This window comes from Acinetobacter sp. Ag2, from assembly GCF_001005515.1.
Classification (GTDB): domain Bacteria; phylum Pseudomonadota; class Gammaproteobacteria; order Pseudomonadales; family Moraxellaceae; genus Acinetobacter; species Acinetobacter bereziniae.
On the sequence record NZ_LBNA01000049.1, the window covers coordinates 24,679 to 40,721 of the forward strand.

A 16,043-nucleotide genomic window follows, 5' to 3' on the forward strand; every position below is an offset into this window, starting at 1 on the left:
CGATGAGTTCATCAAAATTTAATGCTAAACATCTCTATAAAAAAACTCATTTTGTTAAAAATGACAAGAAATCATGTGCAATATGGAAAGTCTATCCCTCTTTTTTTAAATAAAATTATTAAAAAATGGAGGTATAAAGTTTTGCTAAAAAAAGTAACCAAACAAAAACTGAAACGTACCTATCTACGAAAAGGTGATCATAGTCTAGTCTTGATTGCAAGCTTTCTGACGCATGTTAAATATTTAGGTTGGAGTGATGAGCAAATTAAGGAAACATTACAAGATGCAAGAAGTAAAGATTATGAATATTTATATGAAACATTAAAAAGAGCTGTAGAAGTACCATAAGGACTAAGCTACAGCGCTTAGATTTTTATACTATTATTAAAATAAATAGCTACATTAAATTATAAGTAAAATCATCATTCAACTTATAAATCCAGTACTAATCTCCGACCTTTGGCACGAGAAACACAGATCATCATCGACTGTTGAGAAGACTTTTCATCATCGCTCAAATACTGATCAAAATGTTCTGCTTCACCCTCAATAATTGTAGTTTCACAAGTCCCACAAACCCCTTCACGGCAGAGACATTCCACATCAATATTTAATGCTTCAATGGCTTGTAGAATCGTTTGATTGCCTTGTACTTCAACTTCCTGATTAGATTTCGCCAGTACCACCGTAAAAGCTTCACCCTCTTCAGGCACAGTTGAAGCAAATTGTTCCCAATGAATATATTCATCACGATAACGATGAAAATTACAGCGATCAATCACAGCATCAATCATCGGCTTAGGTCCACATACATATATATGTGTTGCTTTAGGTTGTGATGCGATAAGTTGATCGAGGTCAAGGCTTTTGCCTTCTGAGTCGACATAGCTAAAAATATGTGCTGAATGTTTTTGTTTAAGTTCTTCTAATAATGCTGCATGTTCTGGTGAACGAAAAGCATAATGCAACTCGTAGTCTGCGCCACGCGCCGCCAACTCTTCCATTTGAGGTACAAACGGCGTAATACCTATCCCACCAGCAATTAAAATATGCTTGCTACCATTTTCAGCCAGAGGAAATAGATTTTTAGGCTCAGAAATGACGATTTCACACCCTTCTAGACACTGATCATGCATATACACTGATCCGCCTTTGCCTTCGACATCCTTACGCACACAGACCTGATAAGTCGAGAGATCTTCAGCACAACTCATCAGTGAATAAGCATTGGAAAGCTGATCATTCATTTTCACAATGATATGGCTACCGCCATTGAATTGAGGGAAATTTTGTCCATCCTGACGTTTAAATGTAAATCGTTTGATCAATGGGGTGAGTTGTTCTACTCGAGTAACCACTGATGGAAACATTTCATAATGACTTGCCATGTCTAAATCCTCTTTACCACATGCTGCTTCATACAAGCATTTCTTAATTTTAAGCGCAGATTTCAGGCTGGCTAATCTTCACTGATCGACCAACCTGTGTTGTTGCTATAAGCCTAAACACATATATTTAATGGTCATGAATTCTTCTAAACCATATTTTGAACCTTCGCGCCCCACACCCGATTGTTTAACACCACCAAACGGAACGACTTCATTGGAAATTGCGGTGGAGTTCATTCCCACCATGCCATATTCGAGTTGTTCAGCTACGCGCCAAATTCTCGAAATATTTTCACTGTAGACATAAGCCGCTAAACCAAAAATCGTATCATTGGCTTGTGCAACGACATCTGCTTCTTCACTGAAGCGAATCAGTGGTGCAACAGGTCCAAAGATTTCCTCTTGTACGATTTCCATCTGCTGATTTACACCAGTTAAAACCGTGGGTTCAAAGAATGTTTGCCCCAATGCATGCGGTTTACCGCCACAAGCCACTTGCGCCCCTTTTTCACAGGCATCATCAATCAATTGCTGGGCTTTTACGACCGCTTTTTCATTGATTAAAGGACCAATCTGTACGTTTGCTTCAAGACCATTGCCAATTTTGAATTTTTGCACTTCTTGCACAAACTTTTCAGTAAATGCCTGATAAATCTTGTCATGCACATAAATACGATTGGCACAAACACACGTTTGTCCAGCATTACGGAATTTAGCAAAAATCGCACCTTGAACAGCTTTATCGAGGTCAGCATCATCAAAAATGATTAACGGTGCATTTCCACCCAATTCCAATGCCAGTTTTTTAATGGTGCTTGAACATTGCTGCATCAATAAACGACCGACAGGTGTAGACCCTGTAAATGTTAATTTTTTAACTTTTTCATGACTGGTAAATACCGCCCCTATTTCTTGTGATTTACCGGTTACAACATTGATTACACCAGCAGGAATACCTGCCATTTCAGCTAACTTCGCCAAGGCTAAAGCACTGTATGGTGTTTCATTGGCGGGTTTAATCACAATGCTACAGCCTGCTGCTAAAGCAGGAGCTGCTTTACGGGTAATCATCGCAATTGGAAAGTTCCAAGGTGTAATTGCAGCTACTACACCGACAGGCTCTTTACTGATGATAAAACGTTGTTGATTATTGGTGGTTGGAATTACATCACCATAAACACGTTTTCCCTCTTCAGCAAACCATTGGATAAATGAAGCCGCATATTTCACTTCACCCAATGCTTCAGCCAAAGGTTTACCCTGTTCAACCGTCATGATATATGCCAGCTCATCTGCATTCGCCAACACCAACTGATACCAAGCAAGCAATAAATCTGCACGTTGCTGTGCAGTTAACGCTTTCCATGAAGCCAATGCTTGATAAGCAACTTCAATGGCTTCCGTTGCTTCAGCTGCTCCCATATTCGGAATCACACCAATTTCTTCACCTGTTGCTGGATTGGTTACAGGTACAGTGTCATGAGATTGAGCATCGATCCATTGACCATTGACCAATCCACGTTGTTGAAATAACTGACGACCTTGCAAACTTGTCATGTCATGATCCTATAAAGTGAAAAGAAGGTACGGCTAGATTTGCCGCACCTCTAAATTGATGAATTACTGATGGTATTGCGCAACCAGATTTTGGAAATATGCAATACCATGTTCGCTGATACCTGAACGTTGTCTATCAGTCATAATACGACCTTGACCACGATATCCCCGTGATTTCAACCCACGTTGCACACTTTCAACCAGATTTAAATCTTCAGGACGGAATACATTACGATACCATTCAATCAAATCTTTCTGATCTTGAGTGAGTTCTTCATTGGTAAAGTAAATGTCATAATGTTGTAAGGTCGTTTCAGCATCAACAGGAAATTCATAAATCACTGTCATAAAATTGCTGCCTGGTGGAACATTAAACATGGTGCATGGCCAAGTCCAAAAACCACTGAAGGTTGGGTCTTGAACAGATGGATCTAATTTGAATGATTTTTCTGAAGAACGTGCATAACCGTATTGTAAAGTCCAGTTTTGATGTGTGGTGTGCCAATATTTATCGACTTGTACTGAATCTGCAAAACCAGGATGTGCAGGACCACAGTGATAACATTCCATATAGTTATCAACGATCACTTTCCAGTTTGCTGGTGTTTCAGTGACAAAACGTGCTGCAAGTTTTAAATCTTTGATGACTGCACAGCTTTCATTGAGCTTTTGGGCAAATTCAGGTAACTGATCTTCTACACAAGTTGCATTTTCATCCATATTGATAAAAATAAAACCTGCATACTCTTCCACCTTTAACGGCACCATACTTGAGTTTTGTTTATCAAATGACTCAACATGGTCACAGTTACGTGCCAAAGCCAAGCTACCATCTAACTTAAATGTCCATGCATGGTATGGACAGGTAATCACGTTTTTTGCTTTACCACTGCCACTGAGCAACTCATGACCACGATGTGGGCATACATTATAGAAAGCGCGTAAAATATTATCTTTACCACGGATCACAATGATGTTTTCACCAATCACCTTACGGGTAATATAATCATTGGCTTGTGCAACTTCACTGCCATGTGCCACACAAATCCAGCTTTTTGCAAAAATTTCTTCTTTCTCACGTTCAAAAACTTGAGAAGATGTATAGAACACTTTTGGGAAGGTCCATGCTACATCTGGGTTTGAGCAGAAATCTTCGGGTAATTTTTCAACTGCATTCATGGTTTTACTCCATTAAACTCTTTTTGTCCTAACGACCGTTTCATTAAAAATTGGCTGATGCCCAAATCAATTGAGCATTTGCTTTATTGAACTCAGCATCTGCTGATATAAATCCTGTACGACTGGGCAATCACGAACTAAGCGTAGACTGCCATGTAGCAATCCCTTTCCAAGATAAAATTCCGTTTCGATATTGGCTTGTTTTAAGCTGTCAGCAAAAATACGTCCGTCATCACTTAAAGGGTCATACTCTGCTACAGCAATAAAACTCGCTGGCATACCAGAAAAATCCTGTGCGAACAACGGCGATAAACGTAAGTCTTGCCAATCATTTTCATTGGGTGCATAAGCTTTTAAGTAATAACGCATGTCCGCTACGCTCAGTAACGGTGCTTGTCCATGTAGCTGGCAAGATTCGCTATCAAACTGGGTGCTTAGACTTGGATAAATCAGTACAAGACCACATGCTTGATTTGCCGTATGTTGTGACTGAACTGCCAGTGATGCTGCTAAATTACCACCTGCACTATCTCCTGCTAGTACGATTTGATCTGGATTAATACTCCATTCAATCGCATGTTGTTTAAGCCAGAGGTAAACCGTTTCACAATCTTCATAAGCTGCTGGAAAGTGATGTTCAGGCGCTAATCGGTAATCGATACTCAGTACCACAACATTGAGATCACGACACAGATAACGGGTGATAAATTCATGTGAATCTAAATTTCCCACCATCCAACCACCGCCATGAATATAAACAACGCATGACCACCCTTTTTCTGGTGCTTCACCTAATGGTGAATACAATCGAACATTCACTGGATGCGTGATATGCGGTACGACTCTATCTTCAATATTGACTGTGTCATCTCTTGGCAAAGTGTAATGTAAACACATTGCATCATAGGCAGCACGTATTGAATCAATATCCTGATCCGCAGGTGAATAAATACTGCTCCAATACACTAAGCTTTGCATTTCTTCACTTAATTCATAGTTCATGTTCGATTGTGCTGTCATGACAATTCCTTTTGACTTGCCTTATCTGCAATCGGTTCAATGGCAACATCAATATGCATATGCTTATTGGCTTCTGCATGATCCAATGATTGCAATTCATTAAAGCTACTTTGCTCAATCAGATGTGATGGAATCTTTGAATAATCCTCAATCAACCATTTCACTAAGCCATACGTCTGTATCAGAATAATCACGATAAAAGGCAAGGCGGTCACAATCGTTGCCGTTTTCATAGTGTCTAAAGGTGCTTTAGAAAAAATCATCGCAATCGGTACCAAGGTCAGCATCAAGCACCAGAATAATCGAGCATTTGGTGATGGATCTTGTCCTTCACTTAAGCCACGTGTACAGGTTGCTGAGACGGCATAACCAACCGCATCCATATGCGCTGCAAGGAAAATCACCATAATGCCGAGGAAAATCCACATCATCAGCTTGCCTGCTGGTAAAAGCCCCAACAGTTGACTGATCGCAACTTCACCGCCTTGCTGACTCAAGACTTGGGGAACATTCACCATGCCATGAATAAAGTTATATACACTGTAGTTTTCAAATACACCGAAGATGAACCATAAACCAACGCTACCACCAATCACCATGGCAAGAATCACTTCTTTAATGGTGCGTCCTTTTGAAACTCGGGTAACAAAAAGTGCGACACCCGGTGCATAAGAAATCCACCACAACCAATAGAAAACGGTCCATTCACGGGTGAACTTTCCATCGCCCATCGGGTCTGTAAATAAACTCATATCAACAAAGTTGGTTGCCATAAGACCAAAACTCATCAATGAATTATTCATAATGAATTGGGTCGGTCCGAAGCACAGGACATAGATTGCAAACAGTACCACACCCAGACAAACCATATGGCTGAGACGCTGCATCCCTTTGTCCATACCAACATAAGAACTCAAGGCAAATAAAATCGATACCGCAAAAATGATGACGACCTTGGTCATAAAGGTATTTGGAATACCGGTTAGCTGCGACAAAATATTGGTAAAGGTCACTGCGGTCAGTACCAATGAAATGGTTAAGGCACCAAACATACACAGCAAGAACATTAAATCAACCAAACGTCCAACGGGTCCTGTTGACTTAAACCCTGTGACCGCCTCTATCATCGAAGCCAAGCTCAAGCCTTTATTCTTTCTCACATGATAGCTATAGCACAGTGAAATAGACGCAAGTGCATAGATCGACCATGCGCTTAAACCAGAGTGAAAGAATGAATATGCCACACTGTATTTGAGTGCTTCGGCAGATTCGGGTGCTAAATTTAAGCCCGGGGTTTGGTAATAATATGCCCAGTCCAAAAAGCCCCAATACAATGTCGAAGAACCAATGCCCGATAAAATGAACATAAAAATCCACGACATGGTGCTGTATTCAGGTTTTCCCTCTCCCAACTTGATTTTGCCGTATTTACTAAATGCCAAACCAAAGGTAAAAATAATTGATAAAAAAGCAAATAAAAGCACCGGTGTGGTAAATACCGAAGTCGTCCAGTGCATCCATTTAGAAGCCAATTCTATTGATTCAGATGAGTAGATCGCTAAACCAGCCACCGAAATAAATACAACGGCAAGACTGGTTATAGCTAAGGTCTTATCTGTATAGAGTTTTGTATTTTGATTATCCATATCTATTCAATCCATCTTGGATTTTGATCATTCCATATGGTGGTTATTCCATAGCGAATAAATCCATTTTCTCGTGAGTTACAAATGATGCAATGGCATCTCCAACTTGATAAGTTTTTGCAGTTCCGCCAACATCCGGCGTTTTAGGTCCATGAACCAAGATATGTTCAATCGCCTGCATAATGTCTTGCCCTGCCTGAATCACCTGTTCATCCCCATCTGCCAAGAAATCCAACATCATGGCACCTGACCAAATTGCAGCGATCGGGTTGGCAATTTGCTGACCAAAAATATCTGGAGCAGAACCATGTACAGGCTCAAACAATGACGGGAACTTACGTTCAGGATTGAGATTTGCAGATGCTGCTAAACCAATCGTTCCTGTACAAGCAGGTCCCAAATCAGACAAAATATCGCCAAACAAATTCGATGCAACCACTACATCAAAACGTTCAGGCTGTAGTACAAATCGGGCAGCTAAAATATCAACATGTTGTTTATCTGCTTTGATTTGCGGATATTGTTTTGCCATTTCATCCACACGTTCGTCCCAATATGGCATGCTGACAGCAATTCCATTGGACTTGGTTGCAGCTGTGATCTTTTGAGCATCACGTTGACTGGCAAATTCAAATGCATATTTCAAAATGCGATCTACCCCATGACGAGTAAATACCGCTTCCTGTAATACGAACTCTCGATCAGTGCCTTCAAAAGCTTTGCCACCTATTGCGGAATATTCGCCTTCACTGTTTTCACGCACCACATAAAAATCAATATCACCTGGCTGTTTACCTGCAAGTGGGCATTTCACCCCTGGCATTAATCGAACTGGGCGTAAATTCACATATTGATCAAAACGACGGCGGAACTGCAGCAATGAGCCCCAAAGTGAAATATGATCGGGTACTTTTTCAGGCCAACCTACAGCACCAAAGAAGATTGCATCATATTGCTGTAAAACCTCAAACCAGTTATCCGGCATCATTTTGCCGTGTTCAAGGTAATAATCGCAGCTTGCCCAATCAAAGGTATCCATTTGAAGTTCAATACCATATTTATCAGCTGCTGCCTTTACAACCTTGATTCCTTCTGGTAGAACTTCTAAACCAATCCCATCACCTGCAATCGTGGCAACTTTATACTTTTTTGCCATAACGCTCCCTTACACCTTTGGTTAATATCCTTAGATGTAAACATGCTGTTTTCAGCAAAAATGATCAATAAGAAAACTATCACCCCAATGGACACGGATCGTGAATAATCTACCTAACCTATCGGATTTAAAGGTTTTTTGCACAGTCGCAAAACGTAAGAGTTTTGTCGATTCTGCGGATGAGCTTGGCGTTTCGCCTGCTTTTATTAGTAAGCGGATCAACATTTTAGAGACCAATTTAAATTGTAAATTGTTTCATAGAAGTACACGCCATGTCAGTTTGACGGAAGATGGCAAACTTATACTCGATCGTGTTGCGCATATTTTGGACGAGTTTGATGAGATTAGTGAACTGGTCAATAACCCATTAAGTACGCCAACAGGACATCTGGATATTGTCAGCAGCTTTGGGTTTGGTCGAAAACATGTGGCGCCCATCTTGTCAAAACTGATGACCATGTATCCAAAACTGGAGATACAGTTTGATACCATTGATAATACTAAGGATCTGATTCAACACAGTATTGATTTGGATATTCGTATTGGTAACGAAATTGCACCCAATATGATTGCAAAAAAACTGGTGCCTAATTTTCGAATTTTTTGTGCTGCACCCAGTTATATCCTTAAAAATGGTGCGCCTGAAAATTTAGAAGATTTACGACATCATGACTGCTTAACCATTAGTGAGCGTGATCAATCCTCTGTATTATGGAAATTACGTCACGCCTCAGAAGATATGTCTGTACATGTTACACCGCGCTTTATTTCAAACAATGGTGAAATTATTCATCAGCTTGCTGTAGAAGGTCACGGGATTATTTTACGTTCAATTTGGGATGTTGCCGATGAATTGATTAGTGGTCAATTACAACATATTCTTCCTGAATATTGGCAAGATGCAGATGTATGGGCAGTCTATCCATCACGTTTGAAAAGTTCATCCAAATTACAAACCTGTATTTTGTTTATTCAAAATGAATTATTGAATCGTTTGCAACATATCCAAAACCTATCACGAGGACAGTTGATTCAACCTGTAGAATCTGTTCAACAAAGCGCTGAGAAGGTATTTTTATAGGTATGCTTAGATTTTTGTTTTTTTAAATATCATCAATCATCAGCTTGATAAAACTGATGATCTACTGACACTTAAACTATGAGCACAACGATATTTGGTCTAATTTTACTGGCAGCAGTATTTCATGCAACATGGAATGCGATTGTCAAAGCGGGCTCAAATAAGTTCTTAACCACCGTACTGGTTACAGCATCAGCAGCAGTTTTAGCCATGCTATTGCTGCCCTTTTTCCCGATGCCCAACAGTGCAAGCTGGGCTTATATTTTAGCATCTACAGCGATACAAATTGTCTATTTTGGTATGGTCGCAAAAATCTATCATATCGCAGACATGGGACTGACCTATCCGTTAATGCGAGGTACTGCACCGCTTATCGTTGCTGTTTTAGGGACATTGTTGCTGGATGAAAAGCTCGAATTCTATGCATGGCTTGGTATCATCACGATTTCCATCGGCATTTTATCCATGATCTTCGCCGCACCTAAAAAGGGACGAAAAGGGATTGGTTTAGCCTTGCTAAATGCAATCTTGATTGCGAGTTATACCTTGGTGGATGGACATGGGATTCGCCTTTCTGGATCAGCTATTTCCTATATTTTATGGAGCTTTGTACTTTCTGGACTGATTTTCTTTATTTTTGCCTTAAAAATGCAGTATCGACAGATGGGGAATTATTTCCGTTTAAATTGGCATCTTGGTTTAATCGGTGGAATCGGTTCATTTTTCTCTTATGGTCTCGCCTTGTGGGCAATGACACTCGCACCTGTTGCCGTCGTTGCTGCATTGCGTGAAACTTCAATTTTATTTGCGACTTTAATTGCGATTTTCATTTTAAAAGAACGTGCTACGATCACCCGAATTCTATCATCCTGTATTATTTTAATCGGCGCACTAATTTTGAGAGTCAGCTAACGCTTGATCACCAACAGCTCATTCCCAGATAGGCACCCATTAAACATCACTCTTTTTAAACCTCAGTTCAATTAAAAAGCCAGCTTATTTGGATAAAGCTGGCCCAATGGTCACGCTTTGTTTAGAAATAATAGCCTAGTGATAAATAAAACAATTTATTCCACTGATTACTTTCCCCTTGTGCAAGACCGTTTGCACCGCCTCCAGTCATCGGATCATTGCGACTCCAAATATATTCGCCCTGAATGCCAATTGCTTTGTAGTTAAAATAGACCCCAGCGGTGAGTCGATCTGAATCTTGGTAACCTGTTTGATCTTTAAAGTAGCGACTATAAGCCAAATAAGGTTTTATATTCTCCAACTGATGAAAAGGCTGTGCCAATGTATAATTAATTTCATTAGACATAAACTTGCCTTTATTTGCCACTTGGTATGGATAATCGAAGGCTCCCATAGTCGAACTATTTGGTAGCAAATTGTCCGCATTGTTAATATTTTGCTCACCTGCCAAAAATAGCCATTGCCATGCTTGGTAGTTCAAAGTGTTAAATACAGCCCATGTACGACGATGTCCATCTTGTTGAGTTCGATTGTTTTCTAATTCTGAATACCAATATGAACCACCGATTTCAGTCGAAAAGTTTTGTGATTTGTCCAAATCAAACTTTCTAGACAAACGAGTGATCCACATATTTTTTTCTTCAATATCTGTACCCTGACTTAAATCATCTGCTTGAACAAAATTACCACTGTATCGACTTGCATCTTTGGATGTGCCTGTATAATTTCCACCATCAGTAGGATAGAAACCTAAATTAAAATTGTATTGATCATTTTTAAATTGATATTTTAGCCCTAGATTTTGAATGTCTTCAAAACCTACTGTGTTCAGCAATGTTTCATAATAACTATTGCCCCATAATCGACCAAAACCAAAATCTACAGATTGAAACCCGACAGACAAACGCTGCTGATCTGAAAACTTATAGCCTGCCCATGCATCTTTTAAAAACCAAGCATCACATAAACGACTGTATTGATAACAGCGAACATCCATCGAAGCGATCCAATTGGGGTTTTCATAAGTCAAAACAGCTTTAATATCTGCAAGTTGCCAATCCTGATTTTTAGAGCCCTCATTTGCCTCGACAACATAATCTTTGTACATATAGCGTGTTCGAATTGCGCCTGTGAGTTTCAGTTCCCCTGATTCTGTTTTAGGATCGCCTATACTTAAATCAGCTGCTAAAACAGGCATATTCGCTAACATACCCATTGATCCCAAAATTAAGAGTGCCTTCTTCATTATTCTACTTCCTTGTTTATCCTGCTAAGAAAATGAACAAATTCAACAAGACAAACAATGCTGAAACTATGTCGTCAGCATTTACAAAGTGTGTTTAATTTATGCTAATTATATTTGAATCATGCAAAATACCTTATTTTTTTAAATGAATATTCAAGTTATATGTCGGTATATAAACAAAGATTACAATATTGAAAGATGTGTACCAAGGATGATCATCTTGTTTATCAACCCAGATCATATTTTAAGGTTTTATAATTTTAATAGAAAAATACTGTATAAGCTGACAATGCACATAATATTCTAAAAATAATGATTTTGAAATTTTTGATCAGTTTTTATATTTATAGCTTTGTCAGCCCATTTAAAAAATACATTTTAGTATTACATGATGCCGCTACAACGCTCGTAAACGACCTCACATTGATCTTTTCTAAAACCGTCACGTTGGCATTGTGATAACACACTCTCACGTCCAAATTTCTTTCTAAATGTATGATCTCTACCCGTGACTTGTCCATATAATTTGGTTGTGCCCTTCGCTTGACCGACGGTAGCGCATTGGGTTTCTTGGTAAGTAAACCAAACCTCACAGTGCGTTCCACCCTTTTCCTGACAGTCTTTTACAGCTTTTGCACGGAGATCTCCACGGAATACTTTAGCGAAAGAATGTCCAACTACCCCATTACTGCCTGAAGCAATTGCTCCGACAACCGCATAAGTGTAATAAGTTGGCGCTTGATAGCCCCCCCCTCCACCACCGTAATTAGGAATTGGTGCGCATCCCATGACACCCTGCCCACCCACTGGATACATACCCTGAGGACAATTACCTTCAGCCCACGCCAAATGGCTTAAACTGCTGAACATTAATAGGCTGCATATCGACAGTAAATACTTTATTTTTTGATTCAAGAATATCCACATAAGCTTCCCTCTTTTTTCATTTTAAGCATGAGCATTTTCACCCAAGATTATTTTTTGTTCAATAAATATCATGATTATTTACTTGAAATATTGACTTAAAATCATTTAAAAATTCATATTAATTTTTGATAATTAATGTCTTTTAATCATATTTAAAAAAATAATTTCATAAAAATTTTAGCTTTTTTTATTTAAAATTTATTTAATTTTAAATTCATAATTATGGAAATATACGCACAATTTCTCTCATATTTGATCTCAATCTGATGAATCAAATCTCACTTAACCATTTAAGTCATTTTGCTTTTTACACCATTCATCACTTTTATAAACTGGTTTCAAAGCATCATTCAACAAATAAAAGCCCATCATCCTTTATCTTCTCCCAAAGGGAGAAGACCGTTTTAATATCTATAGGATTGATAGCTGATCATTACAGTTTGATTGTTCAAAGACGCTGTTGTCTATTCAAGTGCTTTTACCCCTTTAAGGATGTACAATAATTTTTACCGCAGATTCATTGTTATGAATCAAAGTTTCAAATCCTTGCGATACCAAATCATCTAAAGCAATGCGTTGAGTGATAAATGGTTCTAGATTAATTTTACCTTGCTCAACCAAACGTATGGTTTCTTGATGATCGTTGACATAAGCAATCGTGCCACGAATATCCAATTCTTTCATCACCACACTATGCACATTAATAGTGGCAGGATGACTCCAAATTGACACGATCACCACCACACCTGTAGGCTTCATGGCTGCAACCAAAGTATCCATGACTTTATTGACGCTACTACATTCAAATGCAACATCTACGCCTTTATCTTGAGTCAGTTTCATCACTTCTGCCACCACATCCACTTGTGATGGATCAAGCACATAGTCCACAACACCTGCTTCTAAAGCTTTTTCTTTACGTTTAGCGCTCAGTTCAGTGATGATGACTGTTAAACCTTTGGCTTTTAAAATTGCAGAAAGTAATAATCCTATGGGACCAGCACCACCGACCAAAGCAATATCACCAGCCTTTGCCCCACTTCGCACAAAAGCATGATGCCCTACAGATAAAGGTTCTATCAGTGCAGCTTGATCCAATGGAATTTTGTCAGAAATCGGATGAACCCAGCGTCGTTGTACAGCGATCTTTTCCGATAAACCACCACCCCGTCCACCTAAACCAATAAAGTTCATATTTTTTGACAAGTGATAATGATCATTGGGGCCCGTGGGTACATCATCTGCAATGATATAAGGTTCGACCACAACATGCTGCCCCACCTGAATATCCTCTACTCCCTCACCGACCGCATAGACCACACCTGAAAATTCATGCCCCATGGTCACAGGTGCAGATTCGCCAGAAATTGGATGCGGATGCCCACAAGGTGGAATAAAGATCGGACCTTCCATAAACTCATGTAAATCTGTACCACAAATGCCGCACCATGCGACTTGGATTCCCACAGTTCCGGGAAGGACTTGAGGTTCTGGAATATCCTCAATACGAATATCCCCTTTGTCATAAAAACGTGCCGCTTTCATAGAACTATTCCTTATAAAGATAATAGAAAACTTAACCAAGACATCGCGAATATCTGCATCTCATGCCTTGTTTATGTCGTTCTAACCGATCACCCAATACATTGTTGAAATGTCCTCAGACTCTAACGATAGACCATGCCACCGTCAGTCAAAATAGATTGACCAGTAATATAATTTGCATCCTCACTTGCCAAAAAGGCAACCAAAGCAGCCACATCATCTGGGGTTTCAGCTCGACCTAAAGCAATGCCATCAACATATTTCTTATAAGTTTCGCCTACAGGTGCACCTGTGATTTCAGCAAAGCGTTGGTCAATTTCGACCCACATATCTGTTCCCACGACTCCCGGACAATAGCTGTTGACCGTAATACCTGCACTGGCATACTCCTTGGCAGCAGCTTGTGTCAATGCTCTGACAGCAAACTTCGTTGCAGAATAGACACCCAACAAAGCAAAACCTTCATGCCCTGCAATCGAGCAGGCATTGATAATTTTTCCCTGCTGTTGTCGTTGTTTAAATTTATTCGCTGCGGCTTGAATTCCCCAAAGTACACCACCCACATTAATATTCATGATTTGGTTAAACTCGCTGGGTGTAACTTCAGCTAAAGCTTTAACCTGCGCAATCCCAGCATTATTGATCATGATATCAAAACCATTTAAAGATGATTCTGTATGTGCAATAGCTTCACTGATCTGTATTGGATCAGCAATATCGGCAATAAATGTGGTGGCTTTTACACCCAATGCTTCAATTTCTTGTTGCACAGCATTTAACTTTTCTTGATGAAGATCCACCAGTGCAATATGTACGCCTTCTTGTGCCAAACGTAAGGCAATGCCTCGTCCTATTCCTTGTCCTGCACCTGTAATCAGTGCAACTTTGTTGTTTAAACCTTTAGGCATATTGTGACTCCTTAGATATGGATTGCACGTTGCATTGCCGATAAGACCGACTCATGCATCGCCTCAGATAAAGTAGGATGTGGGAAAATTACTTGCGCTAGACTATCATCTGTAGCTTCTAAATATTTGGCAATAGCAAAGCCTTGAATATGTTCAGTGACTTCGTGCCCAACCATGTGTGCGCCCAACAACTCACCTGTTTCTTGATTAAAAATGGTTTTGACAAAGCCTGCCATTTTACCCAACGCCAATGCCTTACCATTGGCTTGCAATGGAAACTTACCGACATGGATATTCAATCCTGCTGCTTTGGCTTTCTGTTCAGTCAAACCGATACTCGCCACTTGCGGATGGGTAAAGATACAACCAGGGATTTGAGTACGATCTAGTGCATGTACATGTTCAAGACCTGCAATTTTTTCCACACATAAAATAGCTTCATGACTGGCTTTATGTGCCAAACACGGTGCACCAGCAACATCACCGATTGCAAAAACACCAGCAACATTGGTTTTGCACCATGGATCAACTTTGATAAAACCATGTTCAAATTCCATTCCCAGTGCTTCTAAACCTAAATGCTGTGTATTCGGTTGAACACCTATTGCTGAAAGCACTTTTTCTACAGTCACAACTTGCACCCCTTGTGCCGTTTCAATATGGCAATGTACCAAGTCATGATCCCGTTCGATTTTTTGTACAGTAGCTTCTGTTAAAACCCTCATTCCTTGCTGTTCAAATTGCTTTTGTACATATTGAGCAACCTCAAGGTCTTCACTGGGTAAAATCTGTTTGGCTATATCCACCAAAGTCACTTGACAGCCCAAGTCTTGATATAAGCTTGCAAACTCACTTCCAATTGCCCCAGAACCAATCACCAATAAGGATTGAGGTAATTGTGTCGGAACTAAGGCTTCTCGATAACTCCACACCTGCTCACCGTCTACAGGGATATGCGCTAAGTTGGCGGCTTTAGCACCTGTTGCGACAATAATATGTGGTGCTGAAATCTGTTGTTTTTGTCCCTGCGTATCAGTCAGCTCTAACTGTTCTTTGGCAGTGAATCGTGCAGTCGCATTAAAAACTGTCACTTGATTTTTCTTCAACAACTGTCCAATACCCTGCACCAATTGCTCTGAAACTTGTCTGCTATGTCGAACCAATTGCTGAATATCAAATTCAACTGCACCCAAACGAAAACCAAATTGCTCCGAATGTTTAAACTGTTGCGCCAATGCTGCTCCATTTAACAGTGCTTTCGTGGGAATACACCCCCAATTGAGGCAAATCCCACCCAAATGTTGTTTTTCAACAATTGCGGTTTTTAAGCCCAGCTGTGCTGCACGAATCGCAGCAACATAACCACCTGGACCTGCACCAATCACGATAAGATCAAATTGTGTCTCTGACATATTTAA

The 16,043-nt window shown here is 39.8% G+C and carries 14 protein-coding genes; 3 read left to right on the forward strand and 11 right to left on the reverse strand.

What is annotated here, in order from left to right; translation table 11 throughout:
• Positions 1–21 precede the first annotated feature (21 nt).
• Positions 22–348 carry a hypothetical protein gene (locus tag AAV97_RS21400; protein ID WP_228136537.1) on the forward strand — a complete coding sequence of 109 codons (327 nt, stop codon included), beginning with the start codon at positions 22–24 and terminating at the stop codon, positions 346–348.
• An 83-nt stretch (positions 349–431) separates the two neighbouring features.
• Here the strand turns inward: AAV97_RS21400 and cntB are convergent, their stop codons facing one another.
• From cntB to AAV97_RS10540, 6 genes are all read right to left on the reverse strand, one after another.
• Positions 432–1,388, reverse strand: coding sequence for a carnitine monooxygenase, reductase subunit CntB (gene cntB / locus AAV97_RS10515; protein WP_005033180.1), 957 nt, complete (start codon positions 1,386–1,388; stop codon positions 432–434).
• Between the two features lie 105 nt (positions 1,389–1,493).
• Positions 1,494–2,945, reverse strand: coding sequence for an NAD-dependent succinate-semialdehyde dehydrogenase (locus tag AAV97_RS10520; RefSeq protein WP_046760531.1), 1,452 nt, complete (start codon positions 2,943–2,945; stop codon positions 1,494–1,496).
• Between the two features lie 63 nt (positions 2,946–3,008).
• Positions 3,009–4,124, reverse strand: a complete 1,116-nt coding sequence (gene cntA / locus AAV97_RS10525; RefSeq protein WP_005033186.1) for a carnitine monooxygenase subunit alpha — start codon at positions 4,122–4,124, stop codon at positions 3,009–3,011.
• Between the two features lie 66 nt (positions 4,125–4,190).
• Positions 4,191–5,144 (reverse strand): alpha/beta hydrolase, encoded by a 954-nt coding sequence (locus tag AAV97_RS10530; RefSeq protein ID WP_046760532.1) that lies wholly within the window; start codon positions 5,142–5,144, stop codon positions 4,191–4,193.
• On the reverse strand, positions 5,141–6,796 hold the full coding sequence (locus AAV97_RS10535) for a BCCT family transporter (RefSeq protein WP_139420340.1): 1,656 nt from the start codon (positions 6,794–6,796) through the stop codon (positions 5,141–5,143). The genes AAV97_RS10530 and AAV97_RS10535 overlap by 4 nt, the downstream gene beginning before the upstream one ends.
• Positions 6,797–6,833: 37 nt before the next feature.
• Positions 6,834–7,946 carry a tartrate dehydrogenase gene (locus AAV97_RS10540; RefSeq protein WP_005033195.1) on the reverse strand — a complete coding sequence of 371 codons (1,113 nt, stop codon included), beginning with the start codon at positions 7,944–7,946 and terminating at the stop codon, positions 6,834–6,836.
• A 100-nt stretch (positions 7,947–8,046) separates the two neighbouring features.
• Here AAV97_RS10540 and AAV97_RS10545 point away from each other — a divergent pair, with 100 nt between their 5' ends.
• Positions 8,047–9,027 carry a LysR family transcriptional regulator gene (locus AAV97_RS10545; protein ID WP_042086387.1) on the forward strand — a complete coding sequence of 327 codons (981 nt, stop codon included), beginning with the start codon at positions 8,047–8,049 and terminating at the stop codon, positions 9,025–9,027.
• Between the two features lie 78 nt (positions 9,028–9,105).
• Entirely contained in the window at positions 9,106–9,939 is an 834-nt protein-coding gene (locus AAV97_RS10550; protein WP_046760533.1) for a DMT family transporter, read from the forward strand.
• A 121-nt stretch (positions 9,940–10,060) separates the two neighbouring features.
• Here AAV97_RS10550 and AAV97_RS10555 read toward each other — a convergent pair whose 3' ends face one another.
• The 5 genes from AAV97_RS10555 to lpdA all read right to left on the reverse strand — a co-directional run bounded on the left by AAV97_RS10555 (position 10,061) and on the right by lpdA (position 16,037).
• Entirely contained in the window at positions 10,061–11,245 is a 1,185-nt protein-coding gene (locus AAV97_RS10555; protein WP_046760534.1) for a hypothetical protein, read from the reverse strand.
• 384 nt (positions 11,246–11,629) lie between these two features.
• Positions 11,630–12,115, reverse strand: coding sequence for a DUF4189 domain-containing protein (locus AAV97_RS10560; protein ID WP_010590958.1), 486 nt, complete (start codon positions 12,113–12,115; stop codon positions 11,630–11,632).
• 543 nt (positions 12,116–12,658) lie between these two features.
• On the reverse strand, positions 12,659–13,717 hold the full coding sequence (locus AAV97_RS10565) for a 2,3-butanediol dehydrogenase (RefSeq protein ID WP_005033205.1): 1,059 nt from the start codon (positions 13,715–13,717) through the stop codon (positions 12,659–12,661).
• A gap of 122 nt (positions 13,718–13,839) precedes the next feature.
• Complete coding sequence (locus AAV97_RS10570) at positions 13,840–14,625, reverse strand: acetoin reductase (protein ID WP_046760535.1); 786 nt, start codon at positions 14,623–14,625, stop codon at positions 13,840–13,842.
• An 11-nt stretch (positions 14,626–14,636) separates the two neighbouring features.
• A complete protein-coding gene (gene lpdA / locus AAV97_RS10575) occupies positions 14,637–16,037 on the reverse strand; it encodes a dihydrolipoyl dehydrogenase (RefSeq protein WP_046760536.1) in 1,401 nt (466 codons plus the stop codon).
• Between the last annotated feature and the right edge of the window lie 6 nt (positions 16,038–16,043).

Excerpts from the sequence above, each read along its gene's own strand:
- AAV97_RS10555 (WP_046760534.1), bottom strand. The coding sequence starts at position 11,245 with ATGAAGAAGGCACTCTTAATTTTGGGATCAATGGGTATGTTAGCGAAT.
- AAV97_RS10565 (WP_005033205.1), bottom strand. The coding sequence starts at position 13,717 with ATGAAAGCGGCACGTTTTTATGACAAAGGGGATATTCGTATTGAGGAT.
- AAV97_RS10550 (WP_046760533.1), top strand. The coding sequence starts at position 9,106 with ATGAGCACAACGATATTTGGTCTAATTTTACTGGCAGCAGTATTTCAT.
- AAV97_RS10520 (WP_046760531.1), bottom strand. The coding sequence starts at position 2,945 with ATGACAAGTTTGCAAGGTCGTCAGTTATTTCAACAACGTGGATTGGTC.
- AAV97_RS10540 (WP_005033195.1), bottom strand. The coding sequence starts at position 7,946 with ATGGCAAAAAAGTATAAAGTTGCCACGATTGCAGGTGATGGGATTGGT.
- AAV97_RS21400 (WP_228136537.1), top strand. The coding sequence starts at position 22 with ATGCTAAACATCTCTATAAAAAAACTCATTTTGTTAAAAATGACAAGA.
- lpdA (WP_046760536.1), bottom strand. The coding sequence starts at position 16,037 with ATGTCAGAGACACAATTTGATCTTATCGTGATTGGTGCAGGTCCAGGT.
- AAV97_RS10570 (WP_046760535.1), bottom strand. The coding sequence starts at position 14,625 with ATGCCTAAAGGTTTAAACAACAAAGTTGCACTGATTACAGGTGCAGGA.
- cntA (WP_005033186.1), bottom strand. The coding sequence starts at position 4,124 with ATGAATGCAGTTGAAAAATTACCCGAAGATTTCTGCTCAAACCCAGAT.
- AAV97_RS10560 (WP_010590958.1), bottom strand. The coding sequence starts at position 12,115 with ATGTTCAGCAGTTTAAGCCATTTGGCGTGGGCTGAAGGTAATTGTCCT.
- cntB (WP_005033180.1), bottom strand. The coding sequence starts at position 1,388 with ATGGCAAGTCATTATGAAATGTTTCCATCAGTGGTTACTCGAGTAGAA.
- AAV97_RS10530 (WP_046760532.1), bottom strand. The coding sequence starts at position 5,144 with ATGACAGCACAATCGAACATGAACTATGAATTAAGTGAAGAAATGCAA.